The organism is Trichloromonas sp. (assembly GCF_041583255.1).
Taxonomy (GTDB): Bacteria; Desulfobacterota; Desulfuromonadia; order Desulfuromonadales; family Trichloromonadaceae; genus Trichloromonas.
Genome location: NZ_JBFHGD010000014.1, coordinates 1 through 17,315, shown reverse-complemented (window position 1 = coordinate 17,315; position 17,315 = coordinate 1). Strand labels below are relative to the sequence as shown.

The following is a 17,315-nucleotide window of genomic DNA, read 5'->3' as shown; positions in this document are numbered from 1 at the left end:
AAAGTGCGTCAGCAAGCCCGTTTTAACAGCGGGGCCCTTTTTTACCTTAATGCCACCGGCGAAAGATTGCTGTCACCCTCGACAACAGCCAGCGCCAGGGAACCAGCATCGGGACACGGGACTGGTAATCGACGTACAAGCGCCCGAACTGTCGCTTCAATCGCCGCTCCTCCAGCAGGGCCCCGACCAGCAGATACCCGGAAAGCACCAGCGACGACACCAAGGCCGGGGCGTTCAGGTCGCGGGACCAGAGCAGCATCAGAACCGCCAGGTACCAGGGATGACGGACCAGCCCCAGCACCCCCCCGGTGACCAGAAGAGGAGTCGGCTGCGACGCTCCGGGACGCCGCAGGCCATCTATGCCAAGAAACTCTTTCAGAGGGTACACCCGAAAGCCGGACCAGACCAGCCACCCGGCAAAAAACCAGAGAGACCACTGCAGCAAACGCCAGGGACCGCCCCAGGCCAGCAGCGCGACACCGGGAAGCGTTGACGACCAGACCAGCACCGGGATCAGCGTCACCATGGCAACACCATTGTAAAACAGGCGATAGCAAAAAGACGCTCGCTGCAGCCGCCGGCACAGCCGCTGCTTGACCGGATCGGCAGCCAGCAGGGAATGCCCCAGGCACCACAGGGTCCAGACGCCGGCCAAGATCAGCAGATCGAACCTCATGCCCCCTGCCCGGGAACGAATTCGAGGACCGGCTCGCTCCCGGACCCGCCGCGGCGAACCAGGACAGCCCCCTGCCAGCGGTCATCAAGGGCCGGATAATCACTGCGGCAGTGGGCGCCTCGACTTTCCATGCGCTCAAGAGCGGCCAGCAGAATCAGCCGGGAGGCGGTCAGCATGTGGCCGGTTTCAGCCCAGAGCTGAACATCGGAGGAACCCGCATAATGGCCATAAGAGGTGGCGACCTGCTGCCAGCGTTTCAGCCCCGCCTGCAGCGAATCACCCGAGCGCACCACCCCGGCGCATTGCCAGAGCAGCTCGCGCAGCTCACGGCGCAGGGCGACCAACAGCTCCGCCGGACAAAGCGACCCGGATACCGGGTGCGGCAACACCGGTGCGTTTGAACGGGGCACCGTTCCGGCTGCGGCCGACTGCCCGGCCAGGCGGCCAAAGACCACCGCCTCGAGCAGGGCGTTGCCCCCCAAACGGTTGGCGCCATGAACGCCGCCGGTGACCTCCCCGGCTCCGTACAGACCGGGGACCGTCGAAGCGCCGAGCCGGTCGATCACCATGCCGCCCATGAAGAAATGCACGGCCAGGCCGACGGTCACCAGCTGGCGCCGGGGATCGCAGCCGCGCTGCTGCAGCAGCTGCCAGAGATCGCCGTAGCGGGTATTGACCAGCTCGGCGGGAATCGCCGACAGGTCGAGATGCACCCCCTCGCCCACCCCGCGACCGGCCTGAATCTCCCGGTAGATGGCCTGGCTCATCTCGTCGCGTCCGGCCACCTGCTCCCCGCCGGTCACGCTGTCGAGCAGAAATCGCTCGCCATAGCGGTTACGCAGCAGGGCGCCGTCGCCGAACAAGGTCGTCGGCAGGATGATCTTGACCGGCGCCAGCCCCATGGCCGGATGAAACTGGACGAACTCCATGTCGCGCAAATCGGCGCCGGCATCGTAGGCCAGGGCGTAGCCGTCGCCGGTGATATCCCGGGTATTGTTGCTGCTGGCATACAGCCGGCCGCCGCCGCCGCTGGCCAGCACGGTGGCCCCGGCCAGCAGCTGCAGGATGCTGCCGTCACGCCTTACGGCCAGGGCCCCGACCACCCGGCTGTCATCTTTCAGCAGGCGGGTGACCATGGCTGAATCGAGGAAGCGGACCCCGAGACGGCGGGCTTCTTCCAGCAGCGGCAGGGACAGCGAGAGGCCCGCCGTCTGCACCGGGATACCCTGCCGGTCGGTGCAGACGGTGCGGGGCCGGCTGTGTCCGGGCACCTGCCGGGCATGCAGGCGCCCATCGCTGCGCAACAGGCGAACTCCGCACCCTTCGAGAAAACGCAGGGCGTCGGCGGCGCCTTCCGCCATGGCCTGGACCAGGGCAGGGTCGCCGATGTCGCGGCCGCTGCCGAGGGTGTCGATGGCGAAACCCTCGGCCGTATCGCCGGTTTCAGGCAACAGGCCGGTCAGGTTGCAGGCGGCCACCACCACGTTGCCGCTGCGGCCGGCCCGGCGTTTGCAGACCAGCAGCACGTCGCGGCCGCCGCGACGTGCTTCGACGGCAGCAGCAAGCCCGGCCAGACCGCCGCCTATGATCAGAACTTCGGCGTTGAGATTTTCCATGGCTTATCTCGCAAAAAACAAGGGGCGCGCCAAGGCACGCCCCTTAAATACCCGGCATCAGCCCGGCGGCCAGGTCATGTCCCGGCCACCGAGCAGGTGGAAATGAATGTGCCAGACGGTTTGGCCGCCAGCCTCGTTGCAGTTGTTGATCACGCGAAAACCGTCGTCGGCAAAACCGACGTCGTGGGCGACCTTGCCGGCGACCTGAAAGACGTGGCCGATCAATTCGTTATCCGCCGTGGTCAGATCGAGGGTAGTGCGGATGTGCTTGCGGGGGACGATCAGGTAGTGATGCGGCGCCTGCGGATTAATGTCCTCGAGCACCAAAACCAGTTCATCTTCATAAACATACCTGGCCGGGATATCGCCGGCGATGATTTTACAAAAGATGCAGTTGTCCGACATCGTCGTTCCTTTCTTCGTTTGCGCGGATTCGGCTGTTTTTGGCCTCGTCCAGCGATATCAGGTTCCAGCGTTTCTGGCCGCCCCGCTTGAGCAGCCCCTCGCTGTGTGTGAAAAAAATGATCTGGTGCTCCCGCGACAAACTCTCCAGTGCGGCCATGGTTTCGGCCTGCCGGTCCGCATCGAAATTGACCAGCGGGTCGTCAAGAAAGAGCGGCAACCGCCGGCCGTGGGAAAGATGCCGGGTAAGAGCCAGGCGCACGGCGAAATAGACGGCGTCGATGGTGCCGCGACTGAAACTGTCGACATCCTGCCAGCTGCCCTCTCCTTTGCCCGGCAACGACAGGGAAAAATCTTCGCCCAGCCGCGCCCTGGCGTACCGGCCGCAGGTGGCGGATGTCAGATAGGTGCAGATTTCTCCGGCGAAGCGCTCCAGGTAGGTGCGGCGGAATTCTTCGACCGACCCGCTGAGCAGCTCGTAGGCGGCAACCAGGGCATCGCGCCGGCGCAGCAGGACCGATTCCCGGGCCTTGAGCCGTTCCCCTTCCTCTTCGATCTGCTGCAAGTCGCCGAGCGCACCGTGCAGCGCCGCCTCCCGCCGGGTCAGCTCAAGCAGCCGCTGTTCCCGCGCCTGCAGGTTCTCCCCCAAAGCCTGCAGCTTGTCTTCGGCGCCAGGGAGTTCTTCGAGGGGCAGCAGCCCTTCGGGGCGCAGCGGTTTTTCCTTCTCCATGCGTTCGTCCAGCACCGCCAGTTCGCGGGTGAGATCGTCCTGGTCGCGCTTCAGTTCCTCGGACTGATCGAGCACCTTGAGGGAGATTTCGACTTCCTTGAGCTGCCCCAGCAGCTCCTGGTGGCGGGCCAGGTTCTTCTGCATCTTGACGATTTCGACCGCGGACGGCGACATGCCGAGCCGCTCGAATCGCTCATCCAGTGACGCCAGCCGCGCCTGGGCTTCCTCCCGCTTGCGCTCGAGCACCTGGGCCTGCCCCTGGATACGGCCACGCTCGGCCCGCTCCTTGCCGGCGTTCCAGAGATAGAAAATCCAGATCACCGCCGTTACCAGGCCGGCGCCCAGCAGCGATTGTACCAGCCGCTCGGGAAAAAACCAGGCCGCAGCGCCGCCGACAGCGAACAGCAGGGCCGACAGCCCCGCCGAGGGTTTCCAGGGGGGCGTCTTGTGATCGAGCAGTTCCCTGCGCAGGGCGGCCGACTCGCCCTGCAGGGAGACCAGTTCCTTGCGCTCCTCGTCGGCATCGACCAGAAGCTTCACCAGGTCTTCCGGGATCTCCCGCGGCAGGCCGGTCTTGCCCAGCTCTTTTTCGAGCTCCTGGCGCTGCTTTTCCAGGTCGCCGACCTTTACCGACTGCCGGTTGACCCGCGCGAAATCCTTGCGCAGCACCACTTCCTTCTCTTCGAGCTGCCACTGCTTGCGGGCCCAGGCCAGGTAGCGCTCCCCCTTGACATACTCGTCGCGATCGAGGCGAATCGACTTGTCGAGTTCGCACATCTCGCCGCGCAGGGTTTCAAGCTCGCGAAGGGCCTCCCGCGCCTCGAACCAGCGCGTTTCCAGGGCGCCGATCCGCTTGGTCACCTCTTCAAGCTCGCGGTCCTTGGTTTTGTCTTTGCCCCAGGGGTTGACCCGGGTTATGGCGAACAGGTCGGCGTTGAGCGACTCGAGCACCTTGTCGTAGTCGACCTCGACGAAACCGGAGAGCAGTCCCTTGATTTTAGCCGTCATGGCCGCCTGGCCCGGGACATCGAGATGCCCTTGGCCGAAGAAGAGCGAGGCGCGAAAGACATCCTCCTCGTAAATGCCGAACAGCCGGGCCAGCTGCTCATAATATTCCCCCCGCTCCGACGACCGGCCGTTGGGCGCCACCTTCCCCTCGAACTGGTACAGCTCGTGGTAAAGGTCGTCGTGCTCGGTCAGCCGCACCTGGTCGGTCAGGATGTCCCGTTCGATGCGAATGGTGCGGTTGCGCCCTTCGAGCACCAGCGCCGCCGCACAACTGCCGTTGCGACCCCAGGGTTTATAGCGCTCCTTGTTGCGCACGCCGAACAGCACGGCCGGGATCGCTTCCATCAGGGTCGACTTGCCGGCCTCGTTGGGGCCGGTGACCAGGTTCATGCCGCGACGGAATTCGAAGGTCCGCTCGGCGAACTTGCCAAAATGCTTCAGCTCCAGACTGCGCAGGATCATGACGCCCCTCCCCCGAAGCTCTGAAAGCGGATCAGCACTTCGCGAAAGGCATCTTCCACCACCTGCCGCCGCTCGGGGGAAGCCTCGGCCATCAGCTGGCGGGCCCGGCGGACGAAAACCCCGCGCACGGTCTCCTCGGTTTCGATGCGCCGGGCAAAGTCGCTGTCGAACAGGTGGGTTTTGTCGACGAACTCGAGATGAAAGAAGTCGCCGGCGGTACGGGCGTGCAGGGCCTTGAGGTCGAGCGGCGCTTCGACCACCCCGGTCAGGGTCAACCGCAGCAGCAGATCGGAGCTGCGCAGTTCGTGGATTTTTTCGCTGGCCGCCTGCAGGGTTTCGCTGCCGGAGAGGTCGAGGGTCAGTTCGTCGAGAACCCGGGTTCCGACCGGCAACGGCTCGACCGTCGCCCGGCCGGGCTCGACCGTCACCAGGGCACAGAAGCGCGGGCCGTTCTCGCCGAACCGCTTGCCTTCGGGCGAGCCGGGGTAGCAGGCGTACAGACGCCCTCCCGCTTCGAGGTTTTCGAAATTGTGGTAGTGGCCGAGAGCGACATAGTCAAGCCCCCACTGCTGCAGGGTCGCGAGGGCAAAGGGGAGATCTTTTTTGCGGTATTCCCATTCCGGGCTGCCTTGCCGTGAACCGTGCAGCAGGCCGATGTGAATCCCCTCGGGCTTGCGCCTGGCCATGCCGGCCAGGGCGGCATCCGAGACGAAGCTGCGGTAGGCGAAACCGTACAGGTAGACTTCCTGACCGGCCACCTCGAGGCCCACCGGCTCCTCCACCGTCGGTGACGACAGCAGCACGGCGCCGGGGAACTCGTGCCGGCGATAAACCGAATCGGCGCCGACCGTGTTGTCATGGGTGCCCGGCAGCAGCACCGTGAGAATGCCGCGGTCGGCCAGACGTTTGATTCCGGCCTGCACCTTGCCGACCAGTTCGGCATCGGGCCGGGGTGAGTCGAAAAGATCTCCGGCCACGACGAACAGCTGGACATCGTTCTTGATGGCCAGGGTCAGCAGCCGCTCGAAGGTCTGTAAAAAGTCGTCCTGCCGTCGCTCTTCCGCCTCGCCAAGGGACGGGAACGGGGCGCCCAGGTGCAGGTCAGCCGTATGCAGAATGCGTATCATAAAGAACCTATTCGTCAGGACAGAATTCAGGATAATAACAGACGTTGCTCGAGCAGGCCGCGGCAAAGCGACGGGCATGGGCCATTCTCGCCTGCCGGCAGTAGCGCGCAAGGTCTGTTTCTTCGGCGGCCAGGCGGATGAATTCCCGGACCAGCGAAACGTTCATGGTTTTCTGAGCCGCGGGGGCGCCGCGGCCTACCAGTTTAACCCCATACATACCGGCGCGCAACAGGGCCGGAATGGCGCACAACCCGCAGCCGTGGCGACGGTTGCTGCGCGACCAGCCGGCCTGCCGCTCGATGGCGGCCTGCAGCACCGGCGAACCCGGCGGTTCCAGCGGCTCGATCCGGTAGGGGATTTCGCAGGGCCAGATTTTATCCGGGCTCGAATGATGAAAGGTGCACAGCCCCTCGGTATTGGGACATTTGCCGATCAGCATGAAAGCATCGAACCGCAGCTGCGGCAGCTTGCCGGTGATCTCGGCCATTTCCGCCACGGTCAGGTGGCGGGGAAAGACAATGCGGCTGATCCCCTGGGCGGCATAAAACGCGGCCGACCCCGAATTGCCGAGATGGGCCAGGGTGCTGGCATGATACTCGAGACCGGGATGGCGCAGGCGCAACAAGCGCAGCAGGCCGAGGTCGGCAAGGATGATGCCGTCGATCCCGGCCGTCACGGTCTGATCGACGTAATCGAGCAGCAGCGGCATCTGCTCGTCGCTGTAAAAAGGCGCGTTCAGGGTCAGGGAAAAGCTCTTGCCGCGCCCGTGGGCCCGCTTGACGATCTCCTGCAGGTCGGCAAAACTTCGGATCTGCGCCCCTTCGAAAGTGCGCTGGTTGATCGAAGCCAGCAGGCTGTAGCGCCGCTGCCACTCGGCCGGAACAAAACCCCCGTACAATTCATCGGCCCCGGCCTCCAGCAGCGGTTCGGCCTCGGCCAGTTGATCGATCGGGGAGATCAGCCTCATTCGGCCTCCCCGTCGCGGAACTTCCAGATATGCTCGCGGCGGTAGTCCCACCAGGCGCCATCGACGGTCGCTGTCAGGGTTTCACCGACCAGGACCAGGGTCAGGGCCGGCCGCCTGGACGCCGAATTGAGATTGAAAAAATCGCGCTCGCCGACCTTGGCCACGATATCATCGAGCGTCCCCTGCACCACCTCTTCACCGGGCAGGCAGAGCCGGTGGCAGATGGCGATCGGCACGCTTTTGCCGTAGCCCTGGTGCAGCTGGGTCACCAGCTGGGGCAGCGGAATGTTGTTCATGTAGATCAGCAGGGTGACGCCGGGCGCGGCGAGCTGACCGATAGTCGGGGCGTCGCTGCCGTCGCCGAGGGTGCGGGGCGAAGCAATGATCGCCCGGTTGCAGACGCCGGGGAGATCGAGGGTCTTTTTCAGCAGCGCCGAGGCGACGTTGGCCGTGCCGACCCCGGGCACCACCACCGCCTGTTCGCCGAACAGGTCGATCAGGGCCTGAAACGGGGCGTAAAAGGTCAGGTCACCGGGAACCAGAAAGGCCACATTCCCCGCAACCAGAAAATTGCGGATCTTCTCGACCAGTTCGTCGAAATAATAATCGAAAGGGACCAGCACGCCCTTGCCTTGCAGATGCTCGGCAAAGGTCAGCTCGAAAGGCGGCGGCGCGAACACGGCATCGCAGCCGGCCAGCAGGCGGGCTCCCTTGAGGGTCAGAAAATCCGGGTCGCCGGGACCGGCACCGATGAAATAAACGCGATTCATGCAGCAGCCCCCCGGCGCAGGTGGATGAGAAATTCGCGGTTCCCCTTGGGGCCGAGCAGCGGGCTTTCGGTCACCCCGAGCACGCTGCAGCCGAGAGTTTCGGCCAGGGAGCGGATCCGCTCGACCACCTCGGCGTGCTTGTCGGCGTCACGCACCACCCCGCCCTTGCCGACCTCGCCCCGGCCAACCTCGAACTGGGGCTTGATCAGGGCCACGACCTCGGCCGCATCAGCCAGTAAAGTGAGGGTCGGCGGCAGCACCTTGTCGAGGGAAATAAAGGAGGCGTCGATGACCGCCAGCGACGGGCGTTCAGCCAGTCGGTCGACCGTCAGTTCGCGGATATTGGTCCGCTCGAGATTCACCACCCGGGGATCCTCGCGCAGCGACCAGGCCAGCTGGCCATAGCCGACATCGACGGCGTAGACCTTGGCCGCCCCGCGCTGCAGCAGGCAGTCGGTGAAACCGCCGGTCGAAGCGCCGACGTCGATGGCCACCACCCCGGTCACGACGACATTGAAACCGTCCAGCCCCTTCTCCAGCTTCAGCCCGCCGCGGGAGACGTAGGGGATATCCTCCCCCTTCAGACGCACTTCGGCGCCTTCCGGCACCTGGGCGCCGGCCTTGTCGACCGCGTGATCGCCCACCACGACCTTGCCGGCCAGAATCAGGGCCCGAGCCCGTTCCCGCGACTGCACCAGGCCGCGATCAACGAGCAATTTATCGAGACGGATTTTTTTCATAAGACCGTAAAAAGATGACGGAGAAACAAACCGCGGGATTACCACGAAAAACGGCAACAGGTTAGCACAGGGACGGGGTGCGGGCAACCGTTTTGCTCCGGCTTAAACCTCGTCGAAGCCCGGGCATTGCCGGCGCCGGGCCCGGGTCTGGAAAAGGGCGATTATTCAGATATAATGAAAAAGATGAACCGCCTCGACCGTGCACGACCAGACCTTTGCCAAGGCAGAATCTGACCATGAAAAAACCGGAAAAGAACAACAACGAAACCTTCAGCACCCTTATTGAATCCGAGCAGGCCATCGAAAGGCAGCTCGAAGCTGAACGGCTCAGGGCCGGCCGCTGGCTGGAATCTGAAAAAGCCGAAATGGCCCGTACTCTCGCCCTGGAATTGAATTGCATCGAAGAGTCCCGGCAACAGAGGTTGGCCGCAGGGATAAATGAAGCCCGGGAAAAAGTCGAAAAACTGGTCCACGAAGCCAACGAAATGGCCCGGCGGTCAGCCGGCATCGAACGGACCTCGCTTGCCCCCGTCATCCGACAGCATCTGACCGCCATCGACCCGAGGACGCAGTATGATCGTCCGGATGTCCAAAATTGAAATTATCGGGCCGATCGACCTGCTGCTGCCGGTGCTGGTCCGCATGCGACAGTTCGGGGTTCTGCATATCGAAGAGCATCCCCGGCAGCTCGTCGACGCGAAAGAGCCGCATCTAAAATCCCTTCAACTCGACAGCCAGTCATTGGCCGGCAGGATTTTCTACCAGGACCTCAAGCAAAAGATCGAAACCCTGCTGACCGGCCTCCCCCAGGTCAAGGGCCGGGAGACTTACCTCAACCCGGCAACGGCCCTGGAAGCGGTCTCGACGCTGGTTGACCGGCATATCGCCTCCTGCCGCTCCCTTGAGGACGACCTCGTCAAAGAGAAACAGCGGCTCGAAGAGCTTGCCGACGCCGAACGCTTTTTGACCACCATCGCCCCCCTGGTCGGCGGCATCAGTCACGGGACATCGCTCGAATTCATCGGGCTGGAACTCACGGACCCGGAGGCCGTCGAGCAGTTGACCTACCTGGTCCACCGGCTTACCGGGGGGCGGTTTGACCTCCAGTCCACCGAGGGGCCGCAGGGGTCGCTGGCCGTCCTGATATCCACTCAAAAAGGCCAGGCGGCCGAGCTCAGACAGCTCCTGCGCCGGGAAAGGCTGCCCGAATTCCCTCTCCCCTCATCTCTCGAAGCTCTCCCTTTTGAGCGCAAGCTCGAGGCGATCCGCGATCAGGTCAGGGGGGCAGAGGAGCGGGCCGCCGCTTTGAATCTCAAGCTGAAGACCTTTGCCCGGCGCTGGCTGGGGATCTATCGCGCGGTATTGAACTGGATCAACGATCAGCTCCCCCTCCTGGAAAAGACCGCCCTGCTTTACCAAACCGGGATGTGCTTTTTCATCTTCGGCTGGATTCCCTCCGGGGAACTGGCGGCGATTCAAAAGGAGCTGGACAGGGCTTTTGCCGGCAAGGTGGTTGTCGAGCAGAAGGCCATTCAGGAAGAGGAGCTCGACCGCGTACCGGTCGCCCTGAAAAACCCACCCTACTTTGAGCCCTTTGAACTTTTTTCCCGACTGCTCCCGCTGCCCCGCTATACCTCCTACGACCCCACCCTCTTCCTCGGGCTGTTTTTCCCCTTGTTTTTCGGAATGATCCTGGGGGATATCGGCTATGGCGCCATCCTGGCCCTGACCGCGCTCCCCCTGATTTTTTTCAGCCGCCGCAAACTCCTGCGCGATGCCGGCAAAATCCTCTCGGTGTCGGCTCTTTACACCATGATCTTCGGCTGGCTTTTCGGCGAGTGTTTCGGCGAGTTCGGCAGCCACCTGCTCGGTCTTGAACCGATTATTTTTGATCGCCGCACGGCCATTGTGCCGATGCTCTACTTTGCCCTCTCGATCGGCATCTGCCACCTGCTCACCGGCCTGCTGCTCGGCCTGTTCAGCGCCCTCAGGCAACGGCTGCCGAGGGAGGTCCTGCTCAAGTCCCTGAGCCTGCTTGGCATTTTGTGCCTCCTTTTTTTCGTCGGGGCCCATTTCATTCCCAGCCTGCCGCAGATCCAGAAACAGCTGCTGGTCGTTCTCGGCATCGTCCTTCCCCTGCTGATTCTCACCGGCGGCCTGCTGGCCCCGCTGGAACTGCTCAAAACCTTTGGCAACATCATCTCCTATGCGCGCATCATGGCGGTAGGCCTGACCTCCGTGCTGCTGGCCCACGTCGCCAACGAACTGGCCGGGGTCACCGGCGACGTCCTCCTGGGGATCCTGGTCGCCGTGCTGCTGCATGCCTTCAACCTCATCCTTGGCGTCTTTGCCCCCACCATCCATTCGCTGCGGCTGCATTACGTGGAGTTTTTCGGCAAATTCCTGGAGCCGGGAGGAAAACGATTCACCCCCATGAAAAAATAGCAATTTAAGATATCATTAAAACAACGCGTCATCCCCCGATTTCCAAGGAGCCTGCCATGGAAAGTATTCTTACGATGGAAAAAGTCCTCCTCGCCTTTGCCGCCGCCCTCTCCGTAGGACTCAGCGCCCTCGCCACGGCCTGGGCCCAGTCCAAAATCGGCGCGGCCGGGGCGGGAGCCCTGGCGGAAAAACCGGAATTGACCGGAACCATCATCATCCTGCTGGCGATTCCGGAAACCATGGTGATCCTCGGCTTCGTCATCGCCGCCATGATCCTGCTGATGGTCTAGTTGCATGGGGCGGTCGGAACTCATCGCGTCGCTTCAGCTCCAGGGAGAGAAGAAGTCCAGGGAGATCTGGCACAAGGCGGAGACCGAAGCGCAGACGCTGAAAAAAGCCGGGAATGAAGCGATCGAGCAACGCCGGGCCGAAGCCGACGCGCTGCAGTCGCGACTGGTCGCCGAGCAGAGTCGCCCTGTGCTGCTGGCCGGCGAACGTCAGGCCAGGGCCATCCGGGCAGCCGCCCGGCAGGAGCTGGCCCAGATCCTCTACGAGCTGGCGCAAGAAAACCTCGTCCAGCTCCGAAAAGCCGATTATGACGGGCTCTTTGCCGCCCTGTGCCAGGAACTCCCCCCGCTGCAGTGGCAACAGGTCAGTGTCACCCCGACAGACCAGGAGCGGGCGGAGAGACATTTTCCCGGGGCGGAAATCTCCCTCGATCCGAACATTGTCGGCGGCATGAAGGTGGTTGATGCAAGCGGCCGCATCCGGGTCAACAACACCCTGCAAAAACGCCTGGAGCGCGCCTGGCCCGACCTGCTGCCGGATCTGCTCGCAACCACCCTGAAAAAGGAGGGCCTTGAGTGAACCTCCTTGTCGAGCTGCCGTTTGACGGCTATCCCGACGAATACCTGCTGGCCCGCCTGCAGGGGCGCAACAACGCCCGCATCAGGGACTGGCCGGCCCTGCTGAACCAAAGCCGCCCGAGCGCCCTTGCAACTGAAGGCCTGTGGCGCGACTCGTTGAGGAAGCTGGCCTGGCTGTTCCAGCAGATGAACCGAACCATGCGGCGACAGACCAGTCCCGTCTTCACCCTCTTCGAGCTGCGAACCCTGAGCCTCTGCCTGCGCCACACGTCGTCGCAAGCATCCGCTGCCGTTCCGGACCTGCTGGGCGACAGCCTGCTCGCGCCGCAACTGAAACGTATTCTGCTCGAGGATGAAAAACCGCAGGAAACCGTGGCCGCCGCCTGCGCCTGGCTGACCGAACAGCACCAGGGCTTCGCCGGGCTGAGCGCGGCCTATGCCGATGAGGGTTTCCAGGGATTCGAACGGGAACTCTTTTACCGCTATCTCCGGCACACCCTGGGCAGCCGCCACCCGGCGGTAATCCGGAAGGTTCTGGGTCATTATGTCGACCTGCACAACCTGCTGGCCCTCTACAAGAAACTGCGCTGGGAACTGGATGTCCCCTGTGACTTCCTGGCCGGCGGGGACATCGCCCCGGCCCGTCTTGAAAAGATCGAGCAGCAGGGGCGCCTGCCGGCCCTGAACCGCCTGCTGGGCCGGCTGCCCGGTGGCGCCGGGCTCTCTGCCGAGGGGCTTGAAGCTGCCCTATGGCGACAGTTGACCCGTGAGCTGCGCCGGGCCAGTCGCGATGCCGACGGGACCGGGAGGATCGTTGAGTTTGCCTGCTGGCAGTTCATCCAGGCCAGAAACCTGCGGCTGCTGCAGCTCTGTCCCGACCTGGAGCAGGACATCCTCGCCGCCGAGCTGATCACATGAAAACCATTGTTTTCCTGACCCCGACCGATGCCCGCTACGGCTTCAGCCTGACCGGGGTCACACAGCGGACAGTGGAAACCCCGGAGGCGGAAAAGGCCCTCCGTGAGTCGCTGCAGGCCCCCGGAACCGGTGTCGTGGTGATCGACGAACGGCTGTTTCTGCAGATCCCGGAGTCGAGGGTGCGAGACCTGGAGCGGCGCTGGCCCGGGCTGGTCATCGTGCTGCCGGCGCCCCGAAAAACCGAACTGGCGGAAGAAGACTACATTCTGCGTATCGTGCGCAGGGCTATCGGCTATCAGGTGAAACTGAATTTATGAGCGGACGAATCATCGGCATATCAGGCCCGACAGTTTCCGTGGACCTGCCGGGGCTCAGGCTTTACGACCGGGTCCAGGTGGGACATGCCCGCCTGCTCGGCGAGGTGGTTCGCCTGGAGCATCGCCGGGCGACGGTCCAGGTCTACGAGAATACCCGCGGCCTGGGCCTGGGCGAGCCGGTAACCGGAGTCGGCCTGCCGCTCACGGTGCGGCTGGGCCCCGCCCTGCTGAACCGGATGTTCGACGGCCTGCAGCGCAACCTCGACTGGCTCTATCGGCAGGAAGGGGACTTCATTCACGCCGGCAAGGAGCCGCCCCCCCTCGAAATCGACGCGCCCCTGGAGTTTACCCCGCTCAAGCAGCCCGGCGATTTTGTTGCCACCGGAGAAGACCTGGGCACTATCCAGGAGGGACCGTTCAAACACTTCGTCCGGGCCGCCGTCAGCGGAACCGTGCAGACGATCACCACCGGCCCCTTCGACCTGCACGCTCCGGTGGCGACTTTGGAAGATGGTCAGCGCTGTTTCTGCTTCGAAGACTGGCCGGTACGCAAACCCCGCCCCTACCGCCGCAAGCTCCCCCTCGGCGAGCCCTTGGTCACCGGGCAGCGCTGCGTCGACTTTCTCTTCCCCCTGGCCCGGGGGGGAACCGCGATCTTTCCCGGCGGCTTCGGCACCGGAAAAACCATTTTGGAGCAGACCATAGCCAAGTTCGCCGCTATCGACATCGTCATCTACGTCGGCTGCGGGGAGCGCGGCAATGAAATGGCCGAAATGCTCGAAGAGTTCACCGCCCTGGACGACCCCTGGTCGGGAAAGCCCCTGATGGCGCGAACCATCGTGGTGGTCAACACCTCCAACATGCCGGTGGCCGCCCGCGAAGCCTCGATCTACACCGCGGTCACCATGGGCGAGTACTACCGGGACATGGGCTACCACGTTCTGCTGCTGGCGGACTCCCTTTCCCGCTGGGCCGAGGCCCTGCGGGAAATCTCCTCGGCCCTGGAGGAGATGCCCGGCGAAGAAGGCTACCCCACCTACCTCGCCTCGCGCCTGGCCGAGTTCTTCGCCCGCGCCGGGGCGGTGGAAACCTTAAGCGGAAAGATCGGCTCGCTGAGCATGATTCTGTCGATCTCCCCGCCGGGTGGGGATTTTACCGAGCCGGTCACCCAGGCCTGCCTGCGCACCACCGGATCCTTCCTGATGCTCGACACCGCCCTCGCCCACCGGCGGCACTTTCCGGCCATCAACTGGTTTCAGAGCTTTTCACTCTACGCCGAGGTCTCCGCACATTTTAATGAAACGACCTCCCCCCGCTGGGATGCCGTGAAGCAGGAGTGCCGACAGCTGCTGCAAAAAGAGGAAGGGCTCCGCGAGGTGGCGGAAATCGTCGGCACCGAAGGGCTGCAGGATGGCGACCGCCTGCTGATGAAGGTGGCGGAAACGATCCGCCAGAAGTTCCTCAGCCAGAACGCCTATAGCGAAGATGCCTTCTCGACACCGGAACAGACCTTCGAGAAGATCAGCGGCATGCTGGAGTTTTACCGCTGCGCCGGGGAGAAGCTGAAACAGGGGAAGTTTCTGGACGAGATATTGAAGGACCAAGGCTGAGGGCTGGATACTGCAAAAGGGATTCTCATGCGTCTTTCTGAATACACATTTTCCACCATCGCTTCGATACAGGGCCCCCTGTTGTTTGTTGAAAATGTCATTGAAGTGCGCATGAACGAAGTGGTGACCATCATCTTTCCCGATGGGGAGCGCATTGAGGGAGAGGTGCTGAAAATCGACGGCAGCACGGTGCTGATCGAACTGTTCGGCGAAAGCCGGGGGCTTGACCTGAACCAGTCGCGGGTCGTTTTCAGCGATGCGGTCAAGCAGGCCCCCCTGTCCCTCGATCTGCTCGACCGGGTTTTCAACGGCTCTTTCCAGCCGCTTGACAACGCCCCGATGTTTATTCCGGAAAAATGGGCCCCGGTATCGGGGTACCCCTTGAACCCCGTGGCCCGGGCCCGCCCCGAAGAATTTATCGAAACCGGCTTTTCCACCATCGACGGCCTCAACACCCTGGTCAAGGGGCAGAAGCTGCCGATTTTTTCCGCGGCCGGCCTGCCCTCCAAGGAAATGGCGGCGGGCATTCTGCACCAGGCCCGCCTTTCCGGCGAACCCGGGGGGACGCATAAGGGTTTCGTGGTGGTCTTCGTGGCCCTGGGCCTGACCCATCACGAATATTCATTTTACAGGCGCACCCTGGATCAGATGCATACCCCCTTCGTCGCCTTCATCAACCTGGCCGACGACCCGGTGGTGGAACGACTGCTCGCTCCCCGCTTCGGCCTCAGCGTCGCCGAGTACCTGGCCTTTGAACAGGGCATGGACGTCCTGGTGGTCGTCACCGACATCACCAATTACTGCGACGCCCTGCGCGAAGTCTCCACCGCGCGGGAGGAACTGCCCGGACGACGCGGCTATCCGGGCTACATGTATTCGGATCTCGCCTCCCTCTACGAACGCGCCGGCCGGATCAGGAATCGCCCCGGTTCGGTCACCATGCTGCCGGTGGTCACCATGCCCGAGGACGACATCACCCATCCCATCCCCGACCTGACCGGCTATATCACCGAAGGGCAGATTGTGCTCAGCCGCGAATTGCACCAGAAGGGGATCTTCCCGCCGGTCGATGTACTTCCGAGCCTGTCACGGCTGATGCAGAGAGGGATCGGAGAAGGCCGCACCCGCGCCGACCACCGCGCGCTGGCCAACCTGCTTTATAAGCATTACGCTAAAGGCAGGGACCTGCGGACGCTCGAGGCCATCGTCGGCCGGGAGGGGATGACCGAACAGGACCGGGTCATGCTCGATTTTGCCGCAGCCTTTGAACAGGAACTGGTGCACCAGGGGGACGATCGCCGGGATATCCGGCAATCCCTGGAAACCGGGATCGCCCTGCTGAAACGGTTTGCCCTGGAGACCCCATGATCCATCCGACCCGGACCAATCTGCTGCTGCTCAAGGACAAGGCGGGTTCCGTCGCCAACAGTATCGCCATCCTCAAGGCCAGGCGGCAGGCTTTGATCCGGGAGTTTCTCGCCGTCATCACGCCGGTTCTCGATTCGCGGGAAAAGATCAGGGGCAAATACCGGCGCGGGCTCGACGAACTGCATCTCAGCCGGGGGATCGAAGGGAATGATTTTGTCGAATCCCTGGTGGCCGTCAACCAGCGGGAGGTCGGGGTGGATGTCATCGAAAAGAACGCGATGGGGGTGAGATACCGGGACCTGACCGTCTACGGCCCCTTCGTCCGCACTCCGGAGCAGCGCCATTACGACTATGCGCAGACCACCCCGCACCTGGAAGAAGCCTGCTTCCTCTTCGAAACCATCGTCGAATCGATCCTCGAGGTGGCGGTCTTTGAAAACAAGTTGAAACGCCTGGGCGAAGAAATCCTCCGCGTGACCCGCCGCGTTCGCGTACTCGAAGAGCGCATCCACCCCGTCATCATGCGGCAGATCAAAACCATCGCCCAGTACATCAGCGAACGGGAACGGGAATCCCATTTTCGCCTGAAACGGTTCAAGGACTTGCGGGGGCAGGAGTGAAGAAAGAACGATTCAATAATCGCCGCCGCCCAGAAGCAGTCGGCCCCTTTTTGCAGTTTCACCAAAAACAAAACCGCAACAGCTAGGTTACACTAACAAGTGTCCTCGAGTTGGAGACACACAACCCCATTCAATAGGAGAAACATTTATGAATGACGAAAACAAGTGCCCGGTGACTGGAAAAACAAGCAAGCACGCAGCCATGCGTGGCACGTCTAACCGGGACTGGTGGCCGAACCAGTTGAACCTTAAGATGCTTCACCAGAACTCTTCCATGTCCGATCCCATGGGTGAGGCGTTCGACTACGCTAAGGAGTTCAAGAGCCTTGACCTCTCTGCCCTGAAGAAGGATCTCGTTGCGTTGATGACCGACTCGCAGGATTGGTGGCCGGCCGACTACGGTCACTACGGGGGACTTTTCATCCGGATGGCGTGGCACAGCGCCGGCTCCTACCGCACCGGCGACGGCCGCGGCGGCGGCGGCACCGGCAACCAGCGCTTCGCGCCCGTCAACAGCTGGCCCGACAACACCAACCTCGACAAGGCGCGGCGCCTGCTCTGGCCCGTCAAGCAGAAGTACGGCCGCAAGCTCTCCTGGGCCGACCTTCTGCTCTTCGCCGGCAACCGCGCGATGGAGACGATGGGCTTGAAGACCTTCGGCTTCGGCGGCGGC

Annotated in this window: 18 protein-coding genes; 10 read left to right on the top strand and 8 right to left on the bottom strand. The window is 63.1% G+C overall.

Annotated elements, in window-relative coordinates; all coding sequences use genetic code 11:
- Positions 1-46 precede the first annotated feature (46 nt).
- Genes ABYV89_RS02230 through ABYV89_RS02195 form a run of 8 tightly spaced genes read right to left on the bottom strand, consistent with a single transcriptional unit; the run spans position 47 to position 8,498 of the window.
- Positions 47-676: a methyltransferase family protein gene (locus ABYV89_RS02230; protein WP_432821291.1), complete on the bottom strand. Its 630-nt coding sequence runs from the start codon at positions 674-676 to the stop codon at positions 47-49.
- Positions 673-2,292 (bottom strand): FAD-binding protein, encoded by a 1,620-nt coding sequence (locus ABYV89_RS02225; RefSeq protein ID WP_432821290.1) that lies wholly within the window; start codon positions 2,290-2,292, stop codon positions 673-675. The genes ABYV89_RS02230 and ABYV89_RS02225 overlap by 4 nt, the downstream gene beginning before the upstream one ends.
- 57 nt (positions 2,293-2,349) lie before the next feature.
- Positions 2,350-2,697, bottom strand: a complete 348-nt coding sequence (locus tag ABYV89_RS02220; protein WP_432821289.1) for a histidine triad nucleotide-binding protein — start codon at positions 2,695-2,697, stop codon at positions 2,350-2,352.
- Positions 2,672-4,894, bottom strand: coding sequence for an ATP-binding protein (locus tag ABYV89_RS02215; protein ID WP_432821288.1), 2,223 nt, complete (start codon positions 4,892-4,894; stop codon positions 2,672-2,674). The genes ABYV89_RS02220 and ABYV89_RS02215 overlap by 26 nt, the downstream gene beginning before the upstream one ends.
- Positions 4,891-6,021: a metallophosphoesterase family protein gene (locus ABYV89_RS02210; protein WP_432821287.1), complete on the bottom strand. Its 1,131-nt coding sequence runs from the start codon at positions 6,019-6,021 to the stop codon at positions 4,891-4,893. Before ABYV89_RS02210 ends, ABYV89_RS02215 begins: the two co-directional genes overlap by 4 nt.
- A gap of 7 nt (positions 6,022-6,028) precedes the next feature.
- Complete coding sequence (locus tag ABYV89_RS02205) at positions 6,029-6,988, bottom strand: U32 family peptidase (protein WP_432821286.1); 960 nt, start codon at positions 6,986-6,988, stop codon at positions 6,029-6,031.
- The gene (locus ABYV89_RS02200) at positions 6,985-7,758 is read right to left on the bottom strand and encodes an SAM-dependent methyltransferase (protein WP_432821285.1); all 774 of its coding nucleotides are present in this window, start codon (positions 7,756-7,758) and stop codon (positions 6,985-6,987) included. The genes ABYV89_RS02205 and ABYV89_RS02200 overlap by 4 nt, the downstream gene beginning before the upstream one ends.
- Entirely contained in the window at positions 7,755-8,498 is a 744-nt protein-coding gene (locus ABYV89_RS02195; protein ID WP_432821284.1) for a TlyA family RNA methyltransferase, read from the bottom strand. Before ABYV89_RS02195 ends, ABYV89_RS02200 begins: the two co-directional genes overlap by 4 nt.
- Before the next feature lie 236 nt (positions 8,499-8,734).
- On the opposite strand from ABYV89_RS02195, the gene ABYV89_RS02190 reads away from it, so the two are divergent.
- The 10 genes from ABYV89_RS02190 to ABYV89_RS02145 form a co-directional block, all read left to right on the top strand.
- Positions 8,735-9,097: a hypothetical protein gene (locus ABYV89_RS02190; RefSeq protein ID WP_432821283.1), complete on the top strand. Its 363-nt coding sequence runs from the start codon at positions 8,735-8,737 to the stop codon at positions 9,095-9,097.
- Positions 9,084-10,943: a V-type ATP synthase subunit I gene (locus tag ABYV89_RS02185; protein WP_432821282.1), complete on the top strand. Its 1,860-nt coding sequence runs from the start codon at positions 9,084-9,086 to the stop codon at positions 10,941-10,943. Before ABYV89_RS02190 ends, ABYV89_RS02185 begins: the two co-directional genes overlap by 14 nt.
- Before the next feature lie 74 nt (positions 10,944-11,017).
- Positions 11,018-11,233, top strand: coding sequence for an ATPase (locus ABYV89_RS02180; RefSeq protein ID WP_432821306.1), 216 nt, complete (start codon positions 11,018-11,020; stop codon positions 11,231-11,233).
- A 4-nt stretch (positions 11,234-11,237) separates the two neighbouring features.
- Positions 11,238-11,810, top strand: a complete 573-nt coding sequence (locus ABYV89_RS02175; protein ID WP_432821281.1) for a V-type ATP synthase subunit E family protein — start codon at positions 11,238-11,240, stop codon at positions 11,808-11,810.
- Positions 11,807-12,727 (top strand): hypothetical protein, encoded by a 921-nt coding sequence (locus tag ABYV89_RS02170; RefSeq protein ID WP_432821280.1) that lies wholly within the window; start codon positions 11,807-11,809, stop codon positions 12,725-12,727. Before ABYV89_RS02175 ends, ABYV89_RS02170 begins: the two co-directional genes overlap by 4 nt.
- A complete protein-coding gene (locus ABYV89_RS02165) occupies positions 12,724-13,044 on the top strand; it encodes a V-type ATP synthase subunit F (protein WP_432821279.1) in 321 nt (106 codons plus the stop codon). Before ABYV89_RS02170 ends, ABYV89_RS02165 begins: the two co-directional genes overlap by 4 nt.
- Positions 13,041-14,654, top strand: a complete 1,614-nt coding sequence (locus tag ABYV89_RS02160) for a V-type ATP synthase subunit A (RefSeq protein ID WP_432821278.1) — start codon at positions 13,041-13,043, stop codon at positions 14,652-14,654. Before ABYV89_RS02165 ends, ABYV89_RS02160 begins: the two co-directional genes overlap by 4 nt.
- A 27-nt stretch (positions 14,655-14,681) precedes the next feature.
- Positions 14,682-16,022 carry a V-type ATP synthase subunit B gene (locus tag ABYV89_RS02155; protein WP_432821277.1) on the top strand — a complete coding sequence of 447 codons (1,341 nt, stop codon included), beginning with the start codon at positions 14,682-14,684 and terminating at the stop codon, positions 16,020-16,022.
- Complete coding sequence (locus tag ABYV89_RS02150) at positions 16,019-16,642, top strand: V-type ATP synthase subunit D (RefSeq protein WP_432821276.1); 624 nt, start codon at positions 16,019-16,021, stop codon at positions 16,640-16,642. Before ABYV89_RS02155 ends, ABYV89_RS02150 begins: the two co-directional genes overlap by 4 nt.
- Before the next feature lie 148 nt (positions 16,643-16,790).
- Positions 16,791-17,315 (top strand): peroxidase family protein (locus ABYV89_RS02145; RefSeq protein ID WP_432821275.1); only part of this gene is annotated, 525 nt, incomplete at its 3' end.